The organism is Sphaerisporangium flaviroseum (assembly GCF_039537005.1).
In the GTDB taxonomy this organism is placed as follows: Bacteria; Actinomycetota; Actinomycetes; order Streptosporangiales; family Streptosporangiaceae; genus Sphaerisporangium; species Sphaerisporangium flaviroseum.
In genome coordinates this window covers 18,438-42,389 of sequence record NZ_BAAAZR010000039.1, presented here as the reverse complement: position 1 = coordinate 42,389, position 23,952 = coordinate 18,438, and the positions used below count along the sequence as shown (strand labels likewise).

Annotated in this window: 14 protein-coding genes; 1 reads left to right on the top strand and 13 read right to left on the bottom strand. The window is 70.8% G+C overall.

Features of this window, described 5'->3' with window-relative positions:
- The first annotated feature begins 111 nt into the window (after positions 1-111).
- Complete coding sequence (locus tag ABD810_RS33590; RefSeq protein WP_344950204.1) at positions 112-789, top strand: N-acetyltransferase; 678 nt, start codon at positions 112-114, stop codon at positions 787-789.
- On the opposite strand, the gene ABD810_RS33585 is transcribed toward ABD810_RS33590, so the two are convergent.
- The 13 genes from ABD810_RS33585 to ABD810_RS33525 all read right to left on the bottom strand — a co-directional run bounded on the left by ABD810_RS33585 (position 745) and on the right by ABD810_RS33525 (position 23,874).
- The gene (locus ABD810_RS33585) at positions 745-1,992 is read right to left on the bottom strand and encodes a cytochrome P450 (RefSeq protein ID WP_344950201.1); all 1,248 of its coding nucleotides are present in this window, start codon (positions 1,990-1,992) and stop codon (positions 745-747) included. The two genes, ABD810_RS33590 and ABD810_RS33585, sit on opposite strands and share 45 nt — an antisense overlap.
- 44 nt (positions 1,993-2,036) lie before the next feature.
- Positions 2,037-3,047: a LuxR C-terminal-related transcriptional regulator gene (locus tag ABD810_RS33580; RefSeq protein ID WP_344950198.1), complete on the bottom strand. Its 1,011-nt coding sequence runs from the start codon at positions 3,045-3,047 to the stop codon at positions 2,037-2,039.
- 44 nt (positions 3,048-3,091) lie between these two features.
- On the bottom strand, positions 3,092-3,301 hold the full coding sequence (locus tag ABD810_RS33575; RefSeq protein WP_344950195.1) for an MbtH family protein: 210 nt from the start codon (positions 3,299-3,301) through the stop codon (positions 3,092-3,094).
- A gap of 29 nt (positions 3,302-3,330) precedes the next feature.
- Positions 3,331-6,510: an amino acid adenylation domain-containing protein gene (locus ABD810_RS33570; protein WP_344950192.1), complete on the bottom strand. Its 3,180-nt coding sequence runs from the start codon at positions 6,508-6,510 to the stop codon at positions 3,331-3,333.
- Between the two features lie 23 nt (positions 6,511-6,533).
- Positions 6,534-8,396: a hypothetical protein gene (locus ABD810_RS33565; RefSeq protein WP_344950189.1), complete on the bottom strand. Its 1,863-nt coding sequence runs from the start codon at positions 8,394-8,396 to the stop codon at positions 6,534-6,536.
- A gap of 26 nt (positions 8,397-8,422) precedes the next feature.
- A complete protein-coding gene (locus ABD810_RS33560) occupies positions 8,423-9,142 on the bottom strand; it encodes an aspartate/glutamate racemase family protein (RefSeq protein WP_344950186.1) in 720 nt (239 codons plus the stop codon).
- A gap of 55 nt (positions 9,143-9,197) precedes the next feature.
- Positions 9,198-10,175, bottom strand: coding sequence for an EamA family transporter (locus ABD810_RS33555; RefSeq protein WP_344950183.1), 978 nt, complete (start codon positions 10,173-10,175; stop codon positions 9,198-9,200).
- Positions 10,176-10,190: 15 nt separating this feature from the next.
- A complete protein-coding gene (locus ABD810_RS33550) occupies positions 10,191-10,922 on the bottom strand; it encodes a thioesterase II family protein (protein WP_344950181.1) in 732 nt (243 codons plus the stop codon).
- A 32-nt stretch (positions 10,923-10,954) separates the two neighbouring features.
- A complete protein-coding gene (locus ABD810_RS33545) occupies positions 10,955-11,170 on the bottom strand; it encodes an acyl carrier protein (RefSeq protein WP_344950178.1) in 216 nt (71 codons plus the stop codon).
- Between the two features lie 123 nt (positions 11,171-11,293).
- Complete coding sequence (locus tag ABD810_RS33540; RefSeq protein WP_344950175.1) at positions 11,294-11,707, bottom strand: thiol-disulfide oxidoreductase DCC family protein; 414 nt, start codon at positions 11,705-11,707, stop codon at positions 11,294-11,296.
- Positions 11,704-13,134: an MFS transporter gene (locus tag ABD810_RS33535; RefSeq protein ID WP_344950172.1), complete on the bottom strand. Its 1,431-nt coding sequence runs from the start codon at positions 13,132-13,134 to the stop codon at positions 11,704-11,706. Before ABD810_RS33535 ends, ABD810_RS33540 begins: the two co-directional genes overlap by 4 nt.
- Complete coding sequence (locus ABD810_RS33530; protein WP_344950169.1) at positions 13,121-22,399, bottom strand: non-ribosomal peptide synthetase/type I polyketide synthase; 9,279 nt, start codon at positions 22,397-22,399, stop codon at positions 13,121-13,123. The genes ABD810_RS33535 and ABD810_RS33530 overlap by 14 nt, the downstream gene beginning before the upstream one ends.
- Positions 22,396-23,874, bottom strand: a complete 1,479-nt coding sequence (locus tag ABD810_RS33525; protein WP_344950166.1) for an alpha/beta fold hydrolase — start codon at positions 23,872-23,874, stop codon at positions 22,396-22,398. The genes ABD810_RS33530 and ABD810_RS33525 overlap by 4 nt, the downstream gene beginning before the upstream one ends.
- Between the last annotated feature and the right edge of the window lie 78 nt (positions 23,875-23,952).

Here is a 23,952-nt window from a genome sequence, read left to right as displayed (position 1 = left end):
CGAAACGCAGCGAGCTTTCGTCGGAATTTATGGCTCGTGTCCCGGCGCGTGAGGTAGATATGGTGTATGCGGGAAATACGCGAGATATTGACGGATGAACACGGTGTTCCGGTGATCAGCTATGTGCGGGGAACGAGGGACGGCCGGCCGTGGGCGCACATGGTCGAGGTGATCGGGCCGCGCCCGTCCGAAGTGCTCGCGGCCCAATTGCCCGGGTGGTTCGTATCGGCGCCCGAGGAACTGTGCCGGGAACTCGTCGGACATGGCGCCCGCACCGTGCGGCATGCGTACGTGCTCCGCTACGACCTGCGAGAAAGGGAGAACCCGCCGGTGCAGGCGCCGGAAGGATTCAGGTTCGTACCCTGTGACCGGGAACCGAAGGACGTCCTCCCCGCCTGGCGGGCGGCGTTTCCTCCAGAACATCCGGACCACTACACGCGCTCCGATGAAGAGATCCTTCAGGAGGAACTGATCCCTCTCTTCGAGGGCAGGCTGATCGGCCCGGTGCTTCCCTGCGCCTCGCTCGTCGTGGACTCCGACGACCGGGTGGTCGCCGGAATGGTGGTCAACGACTGGGACGGAATCGCGTGGATCGCGAACGGGTTCCGCCATCCCCTCGACGCGCCCCGGGGTACCGGAGCGGCGCTTCTGCGCCATGTCGGGTGGAAGGCCGACCGCGACGGGCTGGAGACCCTAACCGGCACCGTCAGTCATGGCAACCCGGCCCTGAGCACCTGGAAGCGGCTAGGGTTCACCGTCCAGGAGACGACCATGACCGTTCTGCTCTGACGGGCCTCGCCTGCGGGGTAGGCGCACCGGCAGGCTCTCCAGGGCCTCTGTACCGAGGTCGCTGGACCTCCGTGTCACCGGCCCCGCGAGCACGGCCCGCGTCCATCCCGCGTCGCACGCGGCTTGCACGGCCGTTCGCAACGCCTCGCGTGTGATCGGGGCGCCAAGGCAGTAGTGACCGCCGCGGCCGAAGGTGAGGTGCCGGTCGGCGTTCGACCGGGACCCGTCGAACGCATGGGGCTCAACGTACGTCGCAGGGTCCCTGTTGGCCGCGGTCAGCAACAGCAACACCCGATCCCCGGCCGGCACCAAGCGGGATCCGAGCTTCAGGTCCTCACGGGCCACCCGCGGCACGAACCGGAACGGGCAGCTCATCCGCAGCGACTCCTCCACCCAGAGCCGCTGCCGTCGCACTTCTTCCGGGAATCCCGCTTGTGGCAACTGGTGCAGGGCGGCCGCGACCGCGTGGGTCAGGGGATCCACTCCGCCGGTCAGAAGCTGGGCGAACGCGGCGACGACCTCGAGTTCCGACAGCCTTCCCTCGGCGGCTCCCGCCACCAGAAGGTCGTCGGTGCGGTCGCGGGCCAGGCGATCGGCGACATGGCCACCGATGGCGTCCAGAGCGGCCAGTGCCGTCACGCCCAGGTCGGCCCGGGGTTCCGGTGTGGCGATGAACGCCAGCAAGCGGCCGGCCTGATCCTGCACGGCCGCACGCGCGTCGTCCGCGATGCCCAAGGCCAGGCAGGTGACGTCCGCCGCGTAGGGACGGGCGAACTCGGTCACCAGGTCGACCGTTCGCCCCTCTGCCTCGCCCAGTGCCGCGACCAGACGGTCCGCACGCTGCCGCATGTCCGGGATGTACGCCTGGACGGCTCTCGCCGTGAAGCTCCCGGCGAAGGCCCGGCGGACGCGTTGCTGGTCGGGCGGGTCGGAGAAGACCATCCAGGCACGGAAGAAGTCCTCCAGCCGCCGGAGTGAGCGCCTCTCCCCGTCCGGCAGCCGGCTCATGAACGCCGGCACCGCGTCCGCCGACAGGTGCGGGCTGCGCAGCCCCTCCTCCACTTCCGGCCCGCTCAGCACCAGCCAGGATCGCAGCTGTTCGTTGTATTGCACCGGGTCCACGACCCGCAGTTCTTCCAGAACAGGATGGGGGTGAGCCAGAAAGCCGGGTGCGGTCAGATCCGGCTCGACTCTGTCGTTCACGGCCGTCCTTAGATAAACGATCTGAAGCGCCTATTGAGTGACATTTATGGCTCACCGGTGAGCAATCCCATCTTGGTGACCTTCATGGCGGCCTGGAATCGGGTCTCCACCGCGAGACGGTCGAGCAATGTGGAGATCGCCCGGGTGAGCGTACGGCGCGAGACGCCCAGCCGTCGTGCGATCACCTCGTCCTTGATGCCGATGGCGAGCATCTGGATGATGGCCTGCTCCTGGCCGGAGAGGAACCCGCCCGTGTCGTCCGCGGAGTCCTGCAGGCTCGCGATCGGTGAGGCCGCCGACCAGTGGTGGGCGAAGACGGCGCTCATCGACTTGACGACCTCCGTGCTGTGGACGGCCACGTAGCCGTTACCGGCGCTCTGCGGATCGCTCGGGAGCAGGGCCAGGTCGTCGTCCATGACGATCATGCGCAGTGGCAGATAGCCGGCGACGCGGATGTCGGCTCCGCAGCGCATCACCTCCATGCAGTAATCGCGCATGGCGGCGTGCGGCACGACGTGGGCGGAATAGATGGCCCGCAGCTTCACACCGCGGGCGAGGGCGTCCACATCCCTCGACATCATGTGCTCCGCCGTTTCGGCCATCGGCAGATCGGGATGGATGACCAGTTTCCGCTTCTTCACGAGGGTCGACCGGTGGTCCAGGAAAGCGGCGAGTTCGGCCGGAGTTCGCAGCGGTTCGATGGTCAGGCGGTTCGCACGCGACCCGGCCTCGGGGTAGTCCCGCAACAGCACGTTCAGTGCCTCGCGGCAGTGCGTCGACTCGCGCTGGTAGTTCGCGGCGATGGTGCGTTCGAAGTCGAGCAGCCGGAAGAGCGCCACATCGGGATTGACGACCATGTAGCCGGCCGGTGTCCGGGGGGAGGGGACCAGCAGGCCGAGTTCCTCCAGGCAGGAGATGGCCGCCTCGACGTCGAATATCTCGGCACCGACTTCCGCCGCGACCGCGGACGCGTCCCACGACCCTCGGCCGCGTGCGGTTCTGTAAAGCTGTAAGGCCAGGCCGTTGCCCACGTTCAACAGCGTCGAGTTCGTCACCGTGGATCCTCCTTCCCCGCTCGTGGTCACGCTGTGCGCCCGGTTCAGCCGGTGGTCTCGCGGCCAAGCCGAGACGGGCGCAGCGCGCTCCAGTGCTCCTCGACGAATTCCAGACACTTCTCGCGGGCCGCCGCGGCGAAGGCGACCGTCCAGCCATCAGGGACGTCGATATCGGCAGGCCATAGGGAGTACCGCTCGGCCATGTCGACCAGCACCAGGTAGTCGCGCTCGTCGTCGTCGAAGGGGTTCGCCATCGGAGTCCTCCATCGTGAATGTGTGCGGTCTACAGCCCGGATTCCGAGGCGTGGGCGATGAGCCCTTCCAGGGCTTCGAACCAGCCGCGCGCCAGCAGACGAACGGTCTCCTCCGGGACGGACCGCCCGGCCCAGGTCCACACGGCCACCAGTTGCGGCCCCAGCGCCGACTCCTGGGTGACGGCATTGACCTCTACACGGTGGGACAGCGCCATGTCGGCATCGCGCGTCCCGTACATGACGGGCAGGCCGGCGACCGGCGCCCAGCCTCCGGCCTCGTCACCGACGGTGACCCGGCCCAGGTAGTTGAACCCGATCTGCGGCCGGGGGTGATCGGCGAGCCTCGGGCGGGTGCGATCGTTGAGGTATCTCAGCAGGCCGAAGCCGATGCCGTTGTCAGGGATCGTCCTGAGCTGCTGTTTGACCCGCTCGAACGCGGCTCCCAGCGGAGCGCCGCCGGCGCGCACCGTCTCCCAGTCGACGGACCCCGGATCGAGGCGGACGGGGTAGAGGCTGGTGAACCAGCCGGTGGTGCGGGACAGGTCCACACCCTCGAAGATGTCCTCCCGGCCATGCCCTTCGACGTCGACCAGGACGGCCGGTTCCGTGCCGCCGTCACCGGGTGCGCGGCACCGCTGGACGGCCAGGGCGAGGGCGGTGAGCAGTACCTCCTGCACCCGGCCACGCAGTGCCGCGGGAACCAGCGTGAACAGGCGCCGGGTGGAGGAGGACGGAAGGGTCAGCGTCATCTCGCGCATGTCGCGCACCCTGTCGGCCACCGTGTGAGGCGCACCGTCGCCCAGTGGCGGATCCTGCGTGCCGAGGATGGCGTTCCACAACGGCAGTTCCCGTTCGCGCGCCGGTTCGGCGGCCTCTGCCTGAAGCTTCACGGCCCAATGGCGGAAGCGGGTGCGCACCTCCGGCAGTGCCACCGGCCGGCCGGTGCTGACGGCCTGGTAGGCGGCGGCCAGGTCGGGAAGCAGGATGCGCCAGGAGACCCCGTCCACGGCCAGGTGGTGCAGCATGATCAGCAATCTGCCCGGCCGCGCGGGGCCGGCGTCGAACCAGACGAGCGCGATCACGGCGCCGGTCCGGACGTCCAGTCGCCGGCGGGCCGCCGACCTGTGGGCCTCGATGGTCCGCGTGAGACGCTCGGGGTCGAGGCCGGCGACGTCGACCCTTTCCACCGAGGGCGTGGCCGCCGGGCGGTCCGGTGGCGGCACGTCGAGCGACCAGCCGTCGCCGGACGTCACAAGCCGCAGCCTGAGTGTGTCGTGATGGTGCCGCAGGCACCGCACGGCCGTGGCGAGGTGGCCGGGGTCGAGCCCGGCCGGAGTCGCCACCACCATGCTCTGGCTGAACCCGTCGATCGAACCCCCGAGATCGCGCAACCAATGCACGATCGGAGTGAGCGGCACGGTGCCCGTCCCGTCGTCGGAAGGCCTCGTCTCCACGCCGCCGGAAGGCTCCGTCATCACCTCGCCGGAGTCCGCTGCGAGGGAGGCGAGCGCTCTGACCGTCTGGTTCCGCAGCAACTGGCGAGGGCTGACGGTGAGCCCGGCACTCTTGATCTTCGCGAGCAGCTGGATCGCGATGATCGAGTCTCCGCCCAGGTCGAAGAAGTTGTCGTCGATGCCGACCTGCTTCAGGCCCAGTACCTGGGCGAAGGCGGTGCACAGCAGGTGTTCGTGCCGGGTGCGTGGAGTGGTGGCCGAGGTGTGTACCCGGGGAGCAGGCAGCGCCCGGCGGTCGATCTTGCCGCTGGGGGTCAACGGCAACCGCTCCAGCACCACCACCGCCGAGGGCACCATCACCCGCGGCAGGCTCTGCCCGGCCCGATCACGCACCACGGCCGGATCCAGCACCGCCGAGGAGACCGGCACCACATACGCCACCAACCGCCTATCACCCGGCCGGTCCTCACGCACCACCACCGCCACCTGACCCACCCCCGGCTGAGCCCCCAGCACCGCCTCCACCTCACCCAACTCGATCCGCACCCCCCGCACCTTCACCTGATCATCGACCCGCCCCACGAACTCCAGATCACCATCAGCACGCCGGCGCACCACATCACCGGTGCGATACATCCGCTCCCCCACCCCGAACGGACACGCCACAAACCGCTGCGCGGTCAACCCCGGCCGATTCACATACCCCCGCGCCAACCCCACCCCCGCCACATACAACTCCCCGGCCACCCCCACCGGCACCGGCCGCAACCACTCATCCAAAACAAACACCCGCAGCCCATCCAACGGCCCGCCCATCGGCGGAACCTCCCCCACACCCACCCCCACCAACGCCGAACTCAACGTCGCCACCACCGAGGTCTCCGTCGGCCCATAAGCATTGAACAACCGACGCCCCACCCCCCACCGACGCACCAACTCACCACCCCACGCCTCACCACCCACCACCAACGTCGACAAATCCCCCAACACCATCTCCGGAACCGTCGCCAAAGCAGCCGGCGGCATCAAACAATGCGTAATACCCTCCCCCGCCAGCACCCCACCCAACGCCTCACCACCGAACACCCCAACCGGACACACCACCAACGCCGCACCCGAACCAAAAGCCCACACCATCTCAAAAACCGACGCATCAAAACTCGGCGACGCGAACTGCAACACCCGATCCCCCGGCCCCGCCCCCAACCGCGACACCAACCCCGCAGCCAAATTCCCCACCCCCGCATGCGTCACCACCACACCCTTCGGCCGCCCCGTCGACCCCGACGTATAAATCACATACGCCGCATCATCCACCCCCAAAACCCCCAACCGCTCCTGGTCGGTCACATCACCCGAACCAACACCCTCCACCTCAAAAATCCCCAAATCATCAATCACCAACACCGCCCCCGAATCCGCCACCATGAACTCCACCCGCTCCACCGGATACGACGGATCCACCGGCAAAAACGCACCACCCGCCTTCACCACCGCCAAAACCGCCACCACGAACTCCACCGACCGCGGCAACACCACCGCAACCACACACCCAGGCCCCACACCCCACCCGATCAACACCCGAGCCAACCGATTAGCCCACCCATTCAACTCCCCATACGACAACTCCACCTCCCCCACCACCAACGCCAAACCCCCACCAACCCGCCCCGCCTGAACCTCCACCAAACCACCGAACGACGAGATTCCCTCTGCGCTCATTTCCTGTTCTCCGATCAAATGGTCGCGGTCCATCTCCCCTCCTTCGTTCCATGTCGTCAGGGCAGCACTTCCATCTGGACGGTGGAGGCGCTGTAGATCCCGTCGAGGAGCCGGACGCACCAGCCCTCGTATTCGTGCGGCACCACCTGGGACGAGACCTCGACCGTCCAGCTCAGCTCGCGCGACCCTCCGGAACCCAGGTCGCACTCGGCCGACCAGCCCTTGTCGAGGTGCAGGAACGCTCCCGCGGAGATCGCGAAGCCCACCGCGCCGGTGAGCCTCCTGGCCTGGCGGTTGGACAGAGTGGCCCTCATCGTGCGCGCCTGGCCGCGCCTCAGCCACACGACATGGTCGGTCTCCAGGTCGGCGGTGGAGTCGTCCGTCGACCACCCCAGGTCGCCGCACCGGCGGCACTGGACCGTCGAGATGACCAGCTCCGGCTCCACCCGGTGCGCGAACCTTGCCCGGAAGGCACTGTCCACCCCGCATCTGGGACAGCGTGCTGGCTCGTCCCCGGCCTTGCCGAAGGCCGGGAGCGCCTCTTGCGTGAAGTGCCACCAGCTCGAATGGATCTGCTCGACGATGCGCCGCGCGACCTCGGCCTGTATCGCCGCCAGCCGCTCGGTCACCACGGCCAGTTCGTCGGCCGGCGGTACGCCACGCCTGGCCCCCGTCGCGTTCCTGATCGCGCCGCGAAGCTCGCTGACGTCGCCCTCTGGCACATCCACGTCGAGCCAGCGCAGTCTCAGCAGGCGCGGGACGACGGTGCCGTTCACGTATGAGAGCCGGCGCAGGACCCGGCCGTCGTCCTGGCGAGGGCTCCAGCGCCGGGCGGGTCTCGGCGTCACCCGCTCCTCGGGGGGCTTGAGGACGAGCGTGGGATCGCCGAGCAGCCCGAGCCGCGACATCTCTCCACCGACGAGCCTGGCCTGCCTGTTGACGCGTTCGAGGGTCTCCCCGATCGGACGTCCGGCGTCCAGGCCGTCCCGCATCTGGTGCATGTAGCCGGCGTCCTCCAGGTGCTTGCCGATCGTGCCGACGACCGCGACCGCCGTGCCGGCGAGGAAGCCCACGCCGAACCCGATCTCACCGGGGAAGACGTTGTTCCCGACCGCCACGGACATGCAGGTCTGCGTGATGACCACGTTGGCGTCGATGTCGCAGGCGGCGATGCGTTGTTCCTCCTTCAGGTCCTTGCGGTAACAGCCCGCTCCCCTCAGGCACGAGACCGCGCGCCGCTCTTCGAGCAGCGGCAGGGGAGGCCGCAGGTAGTCCGATCGGCCGCAGAGGATGGCGTCGGGCAGGTTCGCGCTGCACTCCATGCCATGCGTGCGCATGGCCAGCACACGCAGCGGCTCGTCCGTCAGCGAGCCGAGTTCGTCCCACCCCACCGCATCGGCGGAGTCGGCCTCCTCGTCGTCGGGATGGTTGATGACCCAGTCACGCGCCGCGTCCAACGCGGGGAGCGTGAGCGTGCGATACACCAGGCAACTCAGTGACGAGGCGTCCCTGGCCGTGACCACGCCGAGGCGAGGGGCCAGATGTCCCGGCCAGTCCCCGAGCGGAGCGAAGTCGTCGACCAGGCCCACCAGTGCGATCGGCTCGCCGGCGTGCCGGCCGACGACCTCGGCCAGCTCGCCCAGGCCGACATGGCTGTGCGGCCTGCTCGTCGCTCCGGCCAGAAGGGCTCCGGCCGCCGTGTTCGCCTGTCCGCCGACGGACAGGACGACGCCGTCACGCGGCCGCGTGTCGGCCGCCGGCCATCGGTGACGTCCCCGGCGCCGGAGCCTGTCGCGGTAGCGCTCCACACTCGGCCCGTTCAGCAGCGGGAACGGGCGGCCGTGGGTCCAGGACCGGGCACGGACGATGAAGTCCTCCTCGCTCTCGACCAGGGCGACCTCGTCCGGTGAACCGCTCATGTGAGCACCTCGGTGCCTTCCGTGCGTCAGGCGGCCACGGCCCTGTCCGGGACGGCCGCGTGCAGGGCGAAGTCCACGGCCGCCTCCGCGTGCAGCCGGGCGCTGGGGAACACCGGGATGGCGGTGTCCTTGTTGTCGAGCAGCAGCTCGATCTCCGTGCAGCCGAGGATGACGCCCTCCGCGCCCTTGGCGGCCAGACCGGCGACGATCTCCGCGTAGGCCTCGCGCGAGGACTCCTTCAGCACCCCGCGGACCAGCTCGTCGAAGATCACACGGTCGATGAACAGGCGCTGTTCGTCCTCCGGGATGAGGACCTCGAAGCCGTGCGCCGCCAGCCGGTCCCGGTAGAAGGTCCCCTCCATGGTGAAGCGGGTTCCCAGCAACCCGATCCTGCGCATTCCCTGGTCGCGGATCTCCGCGCCCACGGCGTCGGCGATGTGCAGCACGGGGACCGTCACCGACTCGGCCACCTGGTCGGCGACGCGGTGGAAGGTGTTGCTGCAGATGAGCAGGGTGTCGGCGCCGAGTCCCTGCAGCTTCTGCCCTGCCTCGCCGAGCAGCGCGCCGACCTCGTCCCACCGGCCGGCGAAGATGAGGTCCTCGAACTTCTTGAACTCGAACGACCAGATGAGGCTCTGCGCGGAGTGACTGCCGCCGAGCCGCTCACGCACCCTCTGGTTCATGATCTGGTAGTAGATGACGGTCGATTCCCAACTGAGTCCGCCGAGGAGCCCGATAGTACGCATGCCACTCCGTTCCGTTACATGACGTGATCAAATGTGAATGGATGCCGATGATCCGTTACGGGCGTGCGTTCGCCGTGGCGAGTTCCTTGCCGACGAGACGCGGTGCCACCGTCTCCCGTGCGCGCCTGCTGTTCGTGGTGGCCTGGTGGGACAGGAACGCGCCGGCGAGCACGAGGACCATCCCGCCCCACTGCGCCATCGACAGCTGTTCGTCCAGCACGGCCAGCGCCACCACCGCCGACACCACGACCTCCAAGCTGGCGAGGACGCTGGCCAGTGGCGATGACAGCCGCCTGACCGCCCCCATGCCCGTGAGGTACGCCACCACCGTGCTGACCACGACCAGCCACGCGACGACGCCCACCACGGGAACCGGCCACGGGCCGACCTCGACGGTGCCGGTGAAGGCCCACCACTGAATGTTCCAGGGTGCGGCCACCGGGGTCAGCACGATCGCTCCGCCGGCCAGCCCCCAGACCAGCAGGCCGAGCAGGTCTACCCCGGCCAGCGACTCGCTGAGCAGGAAATAGGTCGCCAGGCAACAGGCGGCGGCCAGGGCGAACAGCAGGCCGAGCGGGTCCAGCCGGACGCCGGTCCACACCTGCACGACCGAGGCCAGCCCCAGGGCCGCCAGTCCGGCGCCCACCACCGCCTGCCATGACATCCGGCGCCGCCATACGCATTTCGCCCAGAGGAGGACGAGGATCGGCGCCAGATAGGCGATCAGCAGTGCGACGCTCACCGGGACCCGGGAGAGCGCGGCGAAGAACATGCCCTGGGCGCCCGCGACCGCCAGCAGCCCGTAGGCGGCCACGGCCGGGAGCAGCGGCCTGGGGACCCGCAGGGCGCGTGGCCGGCGGAGGAAGGCGTACGGCATCAGCAGACAGGCGCTGACGAGCAACCGGATCCATACCGCCTGGACCGGCTCCAGCCCGACCTGGCCCAAGGCCTTCGCCGCGACTCCGGCGAAGCCGAAGCAGCAGGCGGACAGCAGCGCCATGACCAGACCGGCGGCGTGATGTCGAAAACGCACTGCGATTTCCTTCCACTATCCCGGCTGGGCGATTTCGCGATCCACCGCTTCGGCGAGCCTTTTCCAGTGCTTGGGGCCGGACGGCAGCAGGCGCATGGAGAATGCGGATTCTGTGAGTTCCGCCCATGCGGCGAACTCGTCGATCACCTTTTTCGCCTGAGGTTCGGCAATCACGGCGATCGGTGTGCTCAGAGGCGGGCCGTGCTGGTGGTGAAAGCTCTCGGTCACGGCCAGATCCCCGCGAATGGAGGGTTCCAGCGTCTCCATCCAGTCGGGGTCGTCCAGTAACGCCGGATCGGTGTCACCGGCCCGTTTCAGGTATTCGCGCAACTCCCCGACGAGCGCGTCGGACCTGGGATATCCCGCCTCTTCCCGCGTGGTCACATGGGGTGCGCCCAGGCCGTACACGATGAGCTTTTCCGGCCGCGGGCCGCCGCCCTGGAGCAGGTGCGTGAGGTGGAAGGCCACCAGGCCGCCGAAGCAGTCACCGAAGAAGACCGACGGGACGTCCATGAGCGGAGCGATCGCATCGCGCAGTGCGGCGCACATTTCCTCGATGTCCGTGAAAGGCGCCTGGTCGAAGGCGCGCTCCCTCCCGGGCAGGAGGGGAACGCACAGTTCGACCGGCGACCGGAGCACCTGGGCCCAGCCCGCGAACATCGCCGGCCCGCCCCCGATGTGCGGAAAAGAGAAAAGCCGGGTCGTGGGGGCAGAGGCGCGCTCGTGCCTGATGATCCGGATGTCCACCGCTCTCCTTCGCTGTCACCCGCCGGCCCCCGTCAGGTGGCGGGACCGGCGCCGAATTCCACGTTCTGTTCGAGCCCGGCGACGGTCGGCCACCTGTAGAACAGCCGGGCCGTCACCTTGCCGCCGAGTTCATCGCGAACCCGGTTGACAATGGACATGGCCATTACCGAGTTCCCGCCGAGATCGAAGAAATTGTCGTTCGCCCCGATCTCGGCCAGGCCCAGCGTGTCGGTGAAAATCTGCGACAAGGCCTGCCGCCTTGGGTTTTCCATTGGCCGTCTACCGTCCGATTCCTCGGCGATTCGTTCACCGAAACACTAAGCGGGGGCAGGCGGTGAAACAGGTAGTTCCATGGGCAGCCCGGAGGCAACTCAGGATGGGGGGCGCCGGTCGTCCTGCGCGCGGTCGACGGCGCAGGCGGGGGTGCCCCCCGGCAGGCGGTGCCTGTTGCGCGCGACCCAGCGGTAGGCCCACACGGCCAGGGGGACGACCGGCCGAAGCTCGGCCAGGCGTCCGAGCACCGGCCATGGCCACCGTCCCCGCCGCATCAGCCTGGTGAAGGCCCGGGCGCCGCCGGCGGAGGTCTCGTCCGGGTGCAGCCACCACACCTGGCCCTCCACCTGGTCGGCGGTGAGCGACAGACGCGCGAGGTCCGCCCGCTGCCAGGGCAGGTAGTCGACATCCGGTGCGACGAACCGCGACAGGGCGTTGACGGTGGAGGTGCAGAAAGCGCAGTCCCCGTCGAAGACGAACGTCCCCCGCCGCGGCTGGAATCGGTCTGTCATCTGGTGTCCCTCGGGATCAGGGCGGTCGCCGACGCGGCCAGGGCACATGCGGCGCAGGCGGCCAGCAGGGCCACCGTCAGGCCGTCCCGTGAGGGGAACACCAGCTGCGAGCCGTCTCCCGCCGGGAGTCGTATGCTCAGGTTCGCGTAGACGGCGCTGGTCAGCGCGCTGCACAGGGCGGCGCCGAGCTGCCGGATCAAAGCGTTGAGGCCGTTGGCCGCCGCTATCTCGGCGGCCGGACTTCGCTCGGCGACGATGGCGGGCATGGCGAAGAACGCCAGGCCCAGGCCGACCCCGACGACGACCCCGGCGGTGACGAGCCCCATGATCACCAGTCCGTCGGACCGGCCGGGGAAGGGGATGACCAGGGCGTACCCCGCGCCGACGACGCCGCAGCCGAGCAGCAGGGTTCCCCTGTGCCGCCATCGGGCGGCCACACGGACCGACACCGGGGCGGCCAGCATCATCGCGAGCCCCGCGGCGGCCAGGACCAGACCGGCCTCCACCATGGACAGCTCCACGCCGTACCCTGTGGCGCGCGACGACTGCAGCACGCGAGGGATCACCAGGGCCAGGGCGAACATCGCGAACCCGATGAGCAGTGTGGCGACGGTGGCCAGCAGCATGGCCCGGTCCTTGAGCAGCCGCAGGTTCACCAGTGGCTCATCGGCCTGCCACTGGAGCCGCGCCCACCACGAGATCGTGACCGTGCCCACGAGCGCGGTCGCCATGGTGGCACCGCCGGCCCATCCCCATTCCTGCCCCTTGGACAGCACCAGCAGCGTGCAGACCAGCCCTGTCGACAGCGTGACGGCGCCCGCCCAGTCGAACCGCCCGCCGTGCCGGATCCCGCCGTCCGGTACCCGAAAGACCACCAGCAGGTGGTTCACCAGGCCGATCGCGGCCACCAGCCAGAACAGCGCGTGCCAGTCCGCGTGCTCGGCCATGAGTGCGGCCAGCGGGAACCCGACCGTGCCTCCCACGCCGATGGCCGCGCTCATGGCGGCGAAGCCGTGGGCACGCCGCCCGGCGAGCAGACGGTCGCGCATGATGCCCAGCCCCACCGGCAGTGCGCCGGCCGCGCATCCCTGGAGGGCACGCCCGGCGATCAGCACCGACACCGAACCGGCGAGCCCGCAGACCACGGAGCCGGCGACCAGCGACCCCAGGCACCACAACAGGACCCTGCGCTTGCCGTACATGTCGCCCAGCCGTCCGGCGATCGGGGTGGACATGGCCCCGACCAGCAGCGTGGCGGTCACGGTCCAGTAAGCGTGCGTCTGCGTGGTGTCCAGCAGCTCCGGCAGCGTCCCAAGCAGTGGGATCGGCAACGTGTTGACCAGCGAGACGGTGAAACCCGCCAGGGCGAGGGGCGGTATGGACGTGCCGCTCCGCACCTCGCGGCGCCCATGGTCAAGACTCGACATCGGTCGCGCCCGCCCGCGCCAGGCGTCTGGCGACCGATCGGATGTCCGGCTCGGCCATGAAGTCGACGAGAGGGTACTGGCGGCCGAACCGCTCGCGCATCAGCGTGATGACCCGCAGCGCCTTGAGCGAATTGCCACCGAGGTCGAAGAAGGAGGCGTTCACCGGTGCCGAGGGCATCTGGAGTTCGCCGCACCAGATCTCGTGTACCGCCTCTTCCAGCGGTGTGGCGGGCCGCTCGTCCCGCGCGGCCCCGTCGTCCTCCACGACGTTCGGGAGCCCATCCGCCATGACCTTGCCGTTGAGGTTCACGGGGATCTCGTCCACGCGCACCCAGTGGTCCGGGACGAGATAGGAGGGCAGCACGCCGCGCAACCGGTCACGAAGCGCGGTGCTCCAAGCGATCCCCCGGGGCGCCTCCCCCGGTTCGAGCACCACGTAGGCCACCAGCCGCGGCTCACCGGCGGCGTCGGGACGCGCCACGACCGTGCTGTCGCGTACCTCGGGGAGCCGTCCGAGCGCGTGCCGGACCTCCCCCGGCTCGACGCGATGCCCCCGGATCTTCACCTGCTCGTCCGTACGGCCGTGGAACTCCAGCGTGCCGTCGGGGCGCCAGCGAACCAGGTCGCCCGTACGGTAGAGCGTCGTCTCGCCGGCGGGAACGAAGCTCTCGGCAGTGCGCTCGGGGTCGTTGAGGTAGCCAAGCGCCACGGCCACACCGCCCACGTACAGCTCGCCGACCGCGCCGACGGGCACCTCCCGCCGTCCGCCGTCCAGCACGCGCACCGTCACGTTGTCGATGGGACGGCCGATCGGAACGCGCGGCGTGTCGAGGTCGGTCACCTCGTGGCTGGTCACGATGACGGAGGTCTCGGTCGGGCCGTACTGGTTCAGCAGTCTGACCTGCCCGTGCGCGTCCAGGAACTCCCTCAGCGCCTTGGTGATCGTGAGCGGCTCCCCCGCCACGCATATCTCGCGCAGCGAGGGGACGCGCAGGCCGCACCCGGCCAGGTACTTCAGCGGCGTGAACGGCAGGTGCAGCCGCTGCACGCCGTGGCGGTTCATGGCGGCGCCCAGGGCCTCGGCGTCACGCCGCACCCCTTCCGGCACGACGACCAGCGCGGCGCCCGAGGCCAACGTCGCGAAGACCTCCTGGACGCTGACGTCGAACCCCGGGGAGGTCCATTGCAGCGTACGCAGGGGCGGATGGCCGCGAAGCTGCCAGCGCACCAGGTTCACCGGCCCTCGATGGGGCACCTGGACCGCTTTGGGGCTGCCGGTCGAGCCGGAGGTGTAGACGCAGTAGGCGATGTCCTCCGGCGTGCCGCCGGCCCATGGGGCCTCCGCGACCGGCGCCAGGTCCGGGTCGGCCACGTACAGCAGGTGTTCCCGGGCGAAGCCGGGGTGCGCTCCGGCGAAGCCCGCGTCCACGACCAGCAGCACGGCCTGGCTGTCGTCCAGGCAGAAGGCGATGCGGCTCGACGGCAGCGCGACGTCCAGCGGGACGTACGCGGCACCGGTCTTGAGCACGGCGAGCAACGTGACGACCAGCTCCGCTCCTGGCGCCATGCAGACGGCCACCCGGCCGCCTCGCCCCGCGCCCCGTGCCACCAGGGCGTGTGCCAGGGCGTTGGCCGCATGGTCGAGATCCCGGTAGCAGAGGTCTCCCTCGTCCGCGGCGATGGCCACCGCGTCCGGTGTCCGCCGCGCCTGCTCCTCGACGAGCCCGTGCAGCGACGCGGGCGGGTCGGCCACGGCGGGCGCCTGCCGCTCGCGCAGCGTGTCGCGGTCCGCCGGCGTCAAAGGGGTGAGCTCGGAAAGCGGTGCGCCCTCGCGGTCCATCGCCAGTGACAGGACCTGACGCGTGTAGTCCAGGATGCGGACCACCGCGGACTCCTCGAAGAGAGCGGAGTCGTACTCCACCACGCATCGCAGCCCCGCGCCGTGCCTGCTCAGATAGAAGGTGACGGGGAACGGCGCCCTGTCCGCCGGGACGTCCACCAGTTCGGCGCGCACCCGCGGCGGGTCGAATTCGACGTCGGTCGCGTTCTCGTACTCGACCATCACACTGATCAGCGGGTTGGCGCCCGCCACCCGATCGGGGTTGAGGGCCGTCACCAGGTCGTCGAAGGCGACGTTCTGGTGCTCGTAGGCACGGGTACTGCGCTCGCGCACCCGGCGCAGCAGGCCGGTGAAGTCCGGGTCACCGGTCAGGTCCATGCGCAGCACCACGGTGTTGATGTACATGCCGATCCGGTGCTCGGTTCCCTCGGGCCTGTCGGTGACCGCCGTGCCGATCATGAAGTCCTCCTGACCGCTCATGCGCCCCAGTACGGCGCCGAGCGCGGCCACGATCACCATGAACGGCGTGGCGCCTCGTGTGCGCGCGTACACCTCGAGGCGCTCGGCGAGCGAGGCGCCGAACTCCCAGGTCATGCCGCGCCCCTTGGCCTCGCCCGGACCCGCTCCGGGATGATCGGCGGGAAGGTGGAGCACCTGGGCGCCCGCCAGCTCCCGCAGCCAGAAGGCCGTGTCAGCGGGCTCGGGACCGCCGGCTTCCACCGGTCCGGACGGCGGGGGCGGCTCTGCGGGCTCGGCGGGCCACGCCCGGTAGGAGGCCGCCAGGTCCTGGGTGAACACGGCGGTGGACATCGAGTCGAAGACGATGTGATGCGCCAGCAGAAAGAGCAGGTGTCGCTCGTCGCCCAGCCTGGCCAGCGTGGCCGCGAAGAGGGGCCCTTCGGACAGATCCGAGACCCTGCTCCGCGCCTGCCCCATCAGCTCGGCGCAGGCCTCCGGCACGGTCCGGCCGGCCATGTCGACGACCGGGCACCGCACAGGCGCGGGCGGGAGGAAGACCTGCTGGACGCCGCCCTCCACCTCACGGAACACCGAACCGAGCTGGGGATGGCGGGCGACCACCCGCTCCAGGGCCCCCAGCAACGCTTCGACGTCGAGCCGTCCCTCCAGCAGGATGCCCTTCGGCTCCCAGTAGTCGTTCCGGCCTGGATACATCTGCTCCACGATCCACAGCCGCCGCTGCGCCGGGGAGGCCGGCGCGGGAGCGGGGACGGGCGGGCGTGGCCGCGCCGCACACCGATGAGCCGGGGCATCGGCCGTCTCCCGCAGGCCGGCGATGCGCGGCAGGGCCGCGAGCATCCGCTCGCCGGGCACGCCGAAGTCCACGAAGCAGGCGATCTCGTCGACGCCCGCCTCGACGAGCGAGGCGACGATCGGGCGGCAACTGGCGGCCGTGCCGATCAGGGCGCGATCGTCGCAGTACCGCCGGTACGCCTCGTCGAGCAGGAAATCCAGGTCCTCCTGGTCCGCCTGGGCGAGGTCACCCTTGATCCCCAGGCTGCTCGCGAGGTCCCCGAGCAGGTGCAGGGACGAGCGCAGGTACGAACGGAAGGGCCCGGCGGCCTCCCGCCGCACGTGGTCGAGGTCGTCCCCCAGGTACGTGTGCGCCAGCACGACGACGCGGCCGGCGGCCGGATCCAGCCCGTGTTCCGATCGCGTGCGCCGGTACAGGGCGATGTTCTCTTCGAGCCGGTCGACGCTCTGCGACATCAGGTTGGTGACGATGCCGAGGTCGTTCTCGGCCGCTCGCCGGTAACTGCCGGGATTGCCGACCACCGCGGTGTAGAGCGGCGGCCGCCGCTGGATCGGCCGCGGGAACAACGCCACCTCGATGGCCTCGCCCGTACCCGAGGTGGCTGCTACCGGCTGACCCGCCCACAGCCGCCGCACGACGTCCAGTCGCTCGTACATCAGGTCGCGATGGGCGCCGAAGTTCCCCGGTGCCAGCGCGAAGTCGTCGGCGTGCCAGCCGGACGCGACGCACAGGCCGGCGCGTCCCTGCGAGAGGTTGTCCACCACGGACCATTCCTCGGCGACGCGGATGGGGTCGTGGAGCGGCAGCACGACCGAGCCGGCGTGCAGACGCACGGAGGAGGTCCGCGTCGCCAGGGCCGCGGCGAGTACCGAGGGGTTGGGGAACAGGCCGCCGAAGGAGTGGAAATGGCGTTCCGGTATCCACACGGCGTGGAAGCCGTTCGTGTCGGCGAACTCCGCGGCGGCCAGGATGTGCGCGTACTTGGCGCCGGCGTCCTGGTCCGGGTAGTCGCCGAAGAAGTAGAGGCTGAAATCGCACGCCCCCGCGGTGCGGGTGACCGGACGCCTTGGGGCGGGGAGCGGCGCGGGAGGCAGTTGCCGGACGGCCGTGGCCGGGGGCCCGCCGTCGCTCGGCGTCCCCGGGCGTGCGGCCAGCACATCGAGCTGGCGCGTCATCAGGCCGGTGACCTTGTCGATCAAGCCTTCGGCGAGTTTGAGCTGTGCCGCGTAGACGCCGCCGAGATCGCCGGACATCGCCTCCTGCTCAGGCGCCACGGGGGCGACCGCCGGCGGAAGCGGGGACCGGGGCCGCGACGCCGGCTGGGACGGGAGCGGGACCTGCACAGAAGGTGACGACGAGGGCGGGGAAGCGCGCCGGGGCCGGGCGCCTTCTGCCCCGGCGACGAGGTCGGCCAGCTTGCGCGGCGTGTCGGCCTCCTCGAACAGCGCGCGCAGCGGAACGCGTACCCCAAGCGCCCGCTCCAGCCGCCTGGTCAAGGACACCAGCGACAGCGAGTCGCCGCCGAGCATGGCGAAGGTGCTGTCCACGTCGAGCAGGTCCGGGGCCAGGCCCAGCCGTTCGGCCGTCAACGACCTTACGGTGCCGAGAATCTCGTCGTCCACGTCCGTCCTCTCTTGCCCGCCGCCGTAGGGAATGTGGATGCGCTGGAACGGGTGGCCGGGATGGGCGGGGCGCCGGCCACCGGGCGCCACCCGCTCCCATGCCAGGAAGCACCCCGCGCGGTGCAGCCGCTCCGCGGCCAGCGCCAGCCCGCGCAGCGGATCCACGTCGCGCCGCTGCGCCGCGACCCAGGTCAGATCGGGCGACAGCCTGCGCCCGAGGACGGTGAGCTCGCCTCTCGGCCCGATCTCCAGCAGGACGCCGCGGCCGCGCTCCCGCAAGGAGGCCATGGCCAGGTCGAACCGCACCGCCTGCCCGGCGTGCCGCAGGAGGTGCAGGGGGTCCGGCGTGGTGCCGGCCGGCATGACGGTGCCGTCGAGCGACGAGATCAGCGGCACGTCGAGCGGCGCGAACGCGCACGTGGCGAGCGTGCGTTCCCAGTCGCCGAGCATCGGCCCCAGCATGGTGGAGTGGAAGGCCCTGTCGACGTCCAGGCGCCGCCAGTCGAGGTCCGCCTCTCGCAGCAGGTCCTCGCCACGCCGCAGGGCCGCGGGCGCCCCGGAGAGCACGAAGTCGCGCGGCCCGTTGCGGACCGCGACTTCCAGCCCGCCGAGGCCGGCGAGCGACTCGACCCGCGCGGCGTCGCCGCGTACGGCGAGCATGCCCCCTTCCGCGACCGCCGATTCCATCAGCCGCCCGCGCTGGACGGTCAGCCGCACGCCCTCCGCGAGGGAGAGGGCCCCCGCGGCGTGCATGGCGGAGATCTCGCCGAGGCTGTGGCCGATCACGTACCGCGGCTCCAGGCCCCACTCGCGCCACTGCGCCGTCAGAGCGGCCTGGTAGGCGAACAGCCCGGGCTGCGCCAACGCGCCGGTGAGCGGGCCTTCCCCCTCCGTCAGCGCGTTCAGCAGGCCGCCGCCGGCGCACGCGCGGTACAGCCGCTCGCACTGCTCAAGGACGGACCGGAAGACCGGCAGCGACGCGTGCAGCTCTCGCGCCATGCCGTGACGGGCGCCGCCCTGCCCCGAGAACAGCAGCCCCGGCCGGGCGTCCGGCGAGACCGGGCGCGTGTCCGGCGACACCGTCCGCGTGTCCGGCGACACCGTCCGCGTGTCCGGCGAGACCGGGCGCGTGTCCGGCGAGGCCGGGCGCGCGTCCGCGACCGCGGGTTCACCGATGCCCCGGGCCAGCGGTGCCCGCGCGGCGGGCACGGTGCGGGAGGGCGGCTCCTCCAGCACGACGAAGGCGTTGGTACCCCCGACTCCGAGGGAGTTCACCCCGGCCCGGAGCGGCCCGCCCCCCTCGCCGGTCCACGGCCGCGGCGCATCGGCGAGCGTCAGCGGGCTGGTCTCCAGGTCCAGCTCGGGGTTGGGTTCGCCCAGGTTCCGGGTGGGGACCACGGTGCGGTGCCCGAGCATCAGCACGACCTTGATCAGCCCGGCGATGCCCGAGCAGGTGTCCAGGTGGCCGATGCTCGACTTGACCGACCCGACCGCGCAGAATCCGCGGCGCCCCGGCCCGGCGCGCAGGGCCTGGCTGAGCGCCGCGAACTCGATGGGATCGCCGACGGGGGTCCCGGTGCCGTGTGCCTCGACGTAGCTCAGGTCCTCACCGCGCAGCCCGGCGCGCCGCAGCGCCGTACGGACGACCTCCGTCTGGCCCTGCACGCTGGGGGCGGTGAACCCCGCCTTGCGGCGTCCGTCGTTGTTGACGGCCGTTCCCGTGATGACCGCGAGGACGGGATCACCGTCGGCCAGCGCCGCCGCGAGCGGCTTGAGCAGGACGACGCCGACCCCGTTCCCTCCTACGGTGCCGTCGGCTCCGGCGCCGAACGGCCGGCAGGTTCCCGTGGGAGACAGGACCGACTCGGGATGGTGGGCGTAGCGGAACCTCTGCGGCAGGTGGACGGCCGCGGCGCCGGCCAGCGCCAGGTCGGCGTCACCGTCGCGCAGCGCCTGGATCGCCAGGTGCACGGCCACGAGCGACGTCGAGCAGGCGGTCTGCACCCCGACCGCCGGCCCGGTCAGGCCGAGCCGGAACGAGACCCTGGAGGCCAGGAAGTCGCTCTGCCTCCCGATCGCCGCCTGCATGGCGTCGGCGAGCCCTTCGCCCGCCGCGCCGTCCGGCCGGTGCGACTGGTAGCCGAGCAGCGTCATCCCCTCGCCCGCGAACACGCCTATGCGGGCGTCCACACGGGCGGCATATCCGCCGCTCTCCAGTGCCTGGTAGGCGCATTCGAGGAACAGCCGGTGCGCGGGATGGGTCGAGGCGGCCTCCTTGGGGCTCATGCCGAAGAAGCCGGGATCGAAGGAGAAGACGTCGTCCAGCACACCGGCTCGCCGCCCGCCCGCGAAGGTCGTCGTGCAGTCGCGGCCCTGGCGCAGGTTGTCCCAGTACTCCTGCGGCGTGGCGGCTCTCGGGAACCTGAGCCCCATGCCGATCACGGCGATGGGGGCGTTCGCACCCGCGACCCGGGGCTCGGCCCCCTCGCCGGCCGTGCCGCTTCTCGCCTCCAGGTGGCAGGCCAGGTCGGCGATGGAGGGGTGCTGGAACAGCACGTGGACGGGCAGCCTGCCGCCGAGCGCCTGCCGCAGCCTCTCGTGCAGCCTGACCAGGGTCACCGAGGTCAGCCCGAGTTCGTAGAACGGCCTGCGGTCGTCGGCGCCGCCGGGATCGACGACGGAGCCGACACCGGCGACCGCCCGGCGTATCAGGCCGCGCAGGTCCGCCGCCGCGGTGGCCCGTGGACTCCCCGCGTGCGCCGCGGGGTGGGCGGACGGCGCCGCCGCGGGGCGGGCGGGCAGCCTTCCGGCCAGTTCGAGGCGCCGGATCTTGCCACCCGGCGTTCTGGGGAAGTCCTCCGGCGCCAGAGGGACGACGTGACCGGGCAGCACCCCCAGGCGGCGCATGACCGTCCGTCCCACCTTCTCGGCCACCTCCCCCGCGGGCCCGGCTCCGGGCGAGGGGGAGAAGAAGATGGCGAGCCGTTCGCTGCCCAGGGCCTGGTCGGGCACCGCGCACGCGGCGACGGCGCCCGGGGTGACCCCCTCGACCGACTCGACCAGTTCCTCGATCGAACGGCACGAGTGCTTCTCTCCATGGATGACGACGATGTCCTTGTGCCTGCCGACCATCACGAGCCCGCCGTCCTTGATGAAGGCCAGGTCGCCGGTCGCCAGCCAATCGCCCGGCCCCGCCGCGGCCTCGGCGTCGTCGTGCAGGTAGCCGGGCGTCACGCGCGCGGACCGCACCTGCAGGTGCCCGACCTCGCCCTCCTTGAGCAGCCGCTGCCCCTCGTCCACGACGCGCAGGCTCGCGCCGGGGGCGGGGCGCCCCAGGCCGACGAAGGTGACGCACTCCTCGTCGGGTACCTCCGGCCCGGCGGGGACGACCCGGCCGCCCAGGCTGGAGGCGAGCAGCCGGTGGAGGCCGCCGGGCTCCCCGTACCGGCCGAAGGTGATGCCCGTACAGGTCTCGGTCATGCCCCATGCGGGTACGAAGCGGTCGCGAGGGACACCGTAGGGAGCCAGCGCCGCCATGAGGTCGCCGGCCACGCGGGGGACGATCTGCTCCCCGCCGCTCACGAGCGACCGCACATGGGAGAGGTCCCAGCTCGGCCGCTCCGCGTCGCCGGCGAGTGCGGACAGCAGCGCTTGGAAGCCGAAGGTGGGGGCCCACGTGTGGTGTGCTCGGTGCTCGGCGACCAGGTCGAGCCAGCGTGCCGGCCGGGCGAGCACGAGTTCCGGCCGCACGTGGACGTTGGTCATCCGGAGGAACACCGGCAGCAGGTGGTACAGCAGCAGGCTCGCGCTGAGGTCCAGCGGAAGCCAGTTGAGCGTCTTCTCCCCCTGCTCCCAGCCCAGCATCCGCCGGTTGCCCGCGGCGAAGTCGGCCAGGCCGCCGTGCGTCAGCGGGATGATCTTGGGAGTGCCCGTGCTGCCGGAGGAGAGCATGAGCAGCGCGGTCGCGGCCGGCTCCGGTGGCGAAGGCGGGATGGGCGCGCTCTCCCCTGCGCCCGGCAGGCGGGCGATGTCCGCCACGGTCAGCCCGGGGGCGGCGCCGTGCTCGGCCAGGGCGGCGTGGCCGGCAGCGTCGGTCAGGACCAGAGGACGGCCCAGCCGGCCGCACGCGTCGGCCAGCCGCTCGACAGAGCGCGTGCGAGGACCGGCCTCACGGGGGCCGTCCACCGGGAGCGGCACCGACCCACCGAGCAGGCACGCCCAGAAAGCGGGGAAGAAGTCCTCCGGTGCGAGGCCGTACAGGACGACCGTGTCGCCTGGCCGGTGGCCGCTGCGCAGCAGCCCCGCCAGCACGCGCCGTGCCGCCGCGAGCAGGTCCGGATAGGTGATCAGCGTGCTGGACAGCCCGTCGGGCGCGACGACGACGACACCCCGTTCCGGTGCCTCGGCCGCGGCACGCGGCAGCGCGCCGGCAAGCGTGCCGGCCGTGTCGAGCCCGTCGTGGGGTGGACCATGGCATTCCGCGGGAGGGGCCGCCACCGGATCGCTGTGCATGCCCGTGCCGCCCGTCACTGCCCACGACGCCAGTACGCGCCGTAGCCGTCGATGTCCTGGATCTCGTCCTCGATGCCGTTCTCGTCGCGGAAGTCGTAGACGGCGTCGCGGCAGCTCTGCAGGAAGTAGTCGTCGATGATGACGAAGCCGCCGGTGGAGAGCTTGGGATACAGATGCCGCAACGCCTCCATCGTGGAGCCGTACAGGTCGCCGTCCAGCCGCATGACCGCGAGACGGTCCATGGGGGCCGCCCGCAGCGTGTCCTCGAACCAGCCCGGCAGGAAGCGCACCTGGTCGTCCAGGAGGCCGTAGGCCTGGAAGTTGCGCCGCACCGTCTCCAGGGGCACACCGATGAAATGGTTGAACCTGTGCGTGGCGAGCCGGGCGTCGCCCGGATGCGAGCCGGGGGTGGGCTCGGGCATGCCCTGGAAGGAGTCGGCGACCCAGACGATCCGGTCCCTCACCCGGTGAGCGGCCAGTACGGCCCGCATCATGATTGTCGTACCGCCGCGCCAGACGCCGGTCTCGATCAGGTCCCCAGGGATCCGGTCATCGATCACCCGCTCGATGCACTGCTGGACGTTGTCGAGCCTGCGCAGGCCGACCATCGTGTGCGCCTTGCTCGGCCAGTCGAGCCCCGCCATGCGGCTGACCCGGTCGTAGACCAGTTCCGGGCTCCAGTCGCTGGGGACCGGGGGGTCCTCGTAGATGACGTTCGTCAGCGTCTTCTTCATCAGGTCCAGGTACAGGCCGGTCCCGGTGGCCTCGCGTACGCTGTGCAGGCCGAGGTCGGCGAGCACCACCTCCGCGCACTCGGCCGCCCCCTCCGTGACGAAGAAGTGCCCGGGGCCGCCCATCCACCGCACGCTCACCGGCCGGGCGACCGCCAGTTCCCAGTCGGCGGGGCTGGTGTCCTGGGTGATCGGGTCCTGCGTGCCGACCAGGACGGTTACGGGACAGTCGAGGGGAGCCGACGGGGGGTTGTGCTCGTACGCCGCGAGCAGCAGGCCGTCGCGGTGGACCAGTTCGGCGAAGTACTGGGCGGCCTCCCCGTCCTGCGCGACCTGCGGGGGCAGCCCGCCGAGCCGTTCGAGGAAGCCGATGACCTCCGCGTCCTGGAGCCGGTCGTGCCAGCCTGTGCCCGCCCCCTGCCGGGGTGGGGGACAACCGGATATGAACAGCCTGCCGGCCGCCCGGTGGCCCCGGCCCGCCAGCAGGCGCACGGCCTCATAGGCGATCAGGCCGCCCATGCTGTGGCCGAGCACCGCCCATTCCAGGCCGGCGGCCTCTTTCTCGATGATGTCGGCGACATCCTCGGCGGCCTCCATGATCGAGCCATAGGGATCTTCACCGGCTCTGGCGCCTTTGCCCGCGAGTTCTATCGGCCGCACTGTCGCGCAGTGCTCCAACAGCCCGCCCCAGACAGCGTAGGACCCTGCCGCGCCACCCGCGTGAGGAACGCAGAACAGAATGGGACCGGTCGAATGCGTCAACGTCGCTATCCATTCTCCTACGGCGATGGGCAGGCCTTATCAGGGCGAATTTATCCACCCGTATCAGCCGTGATCGGC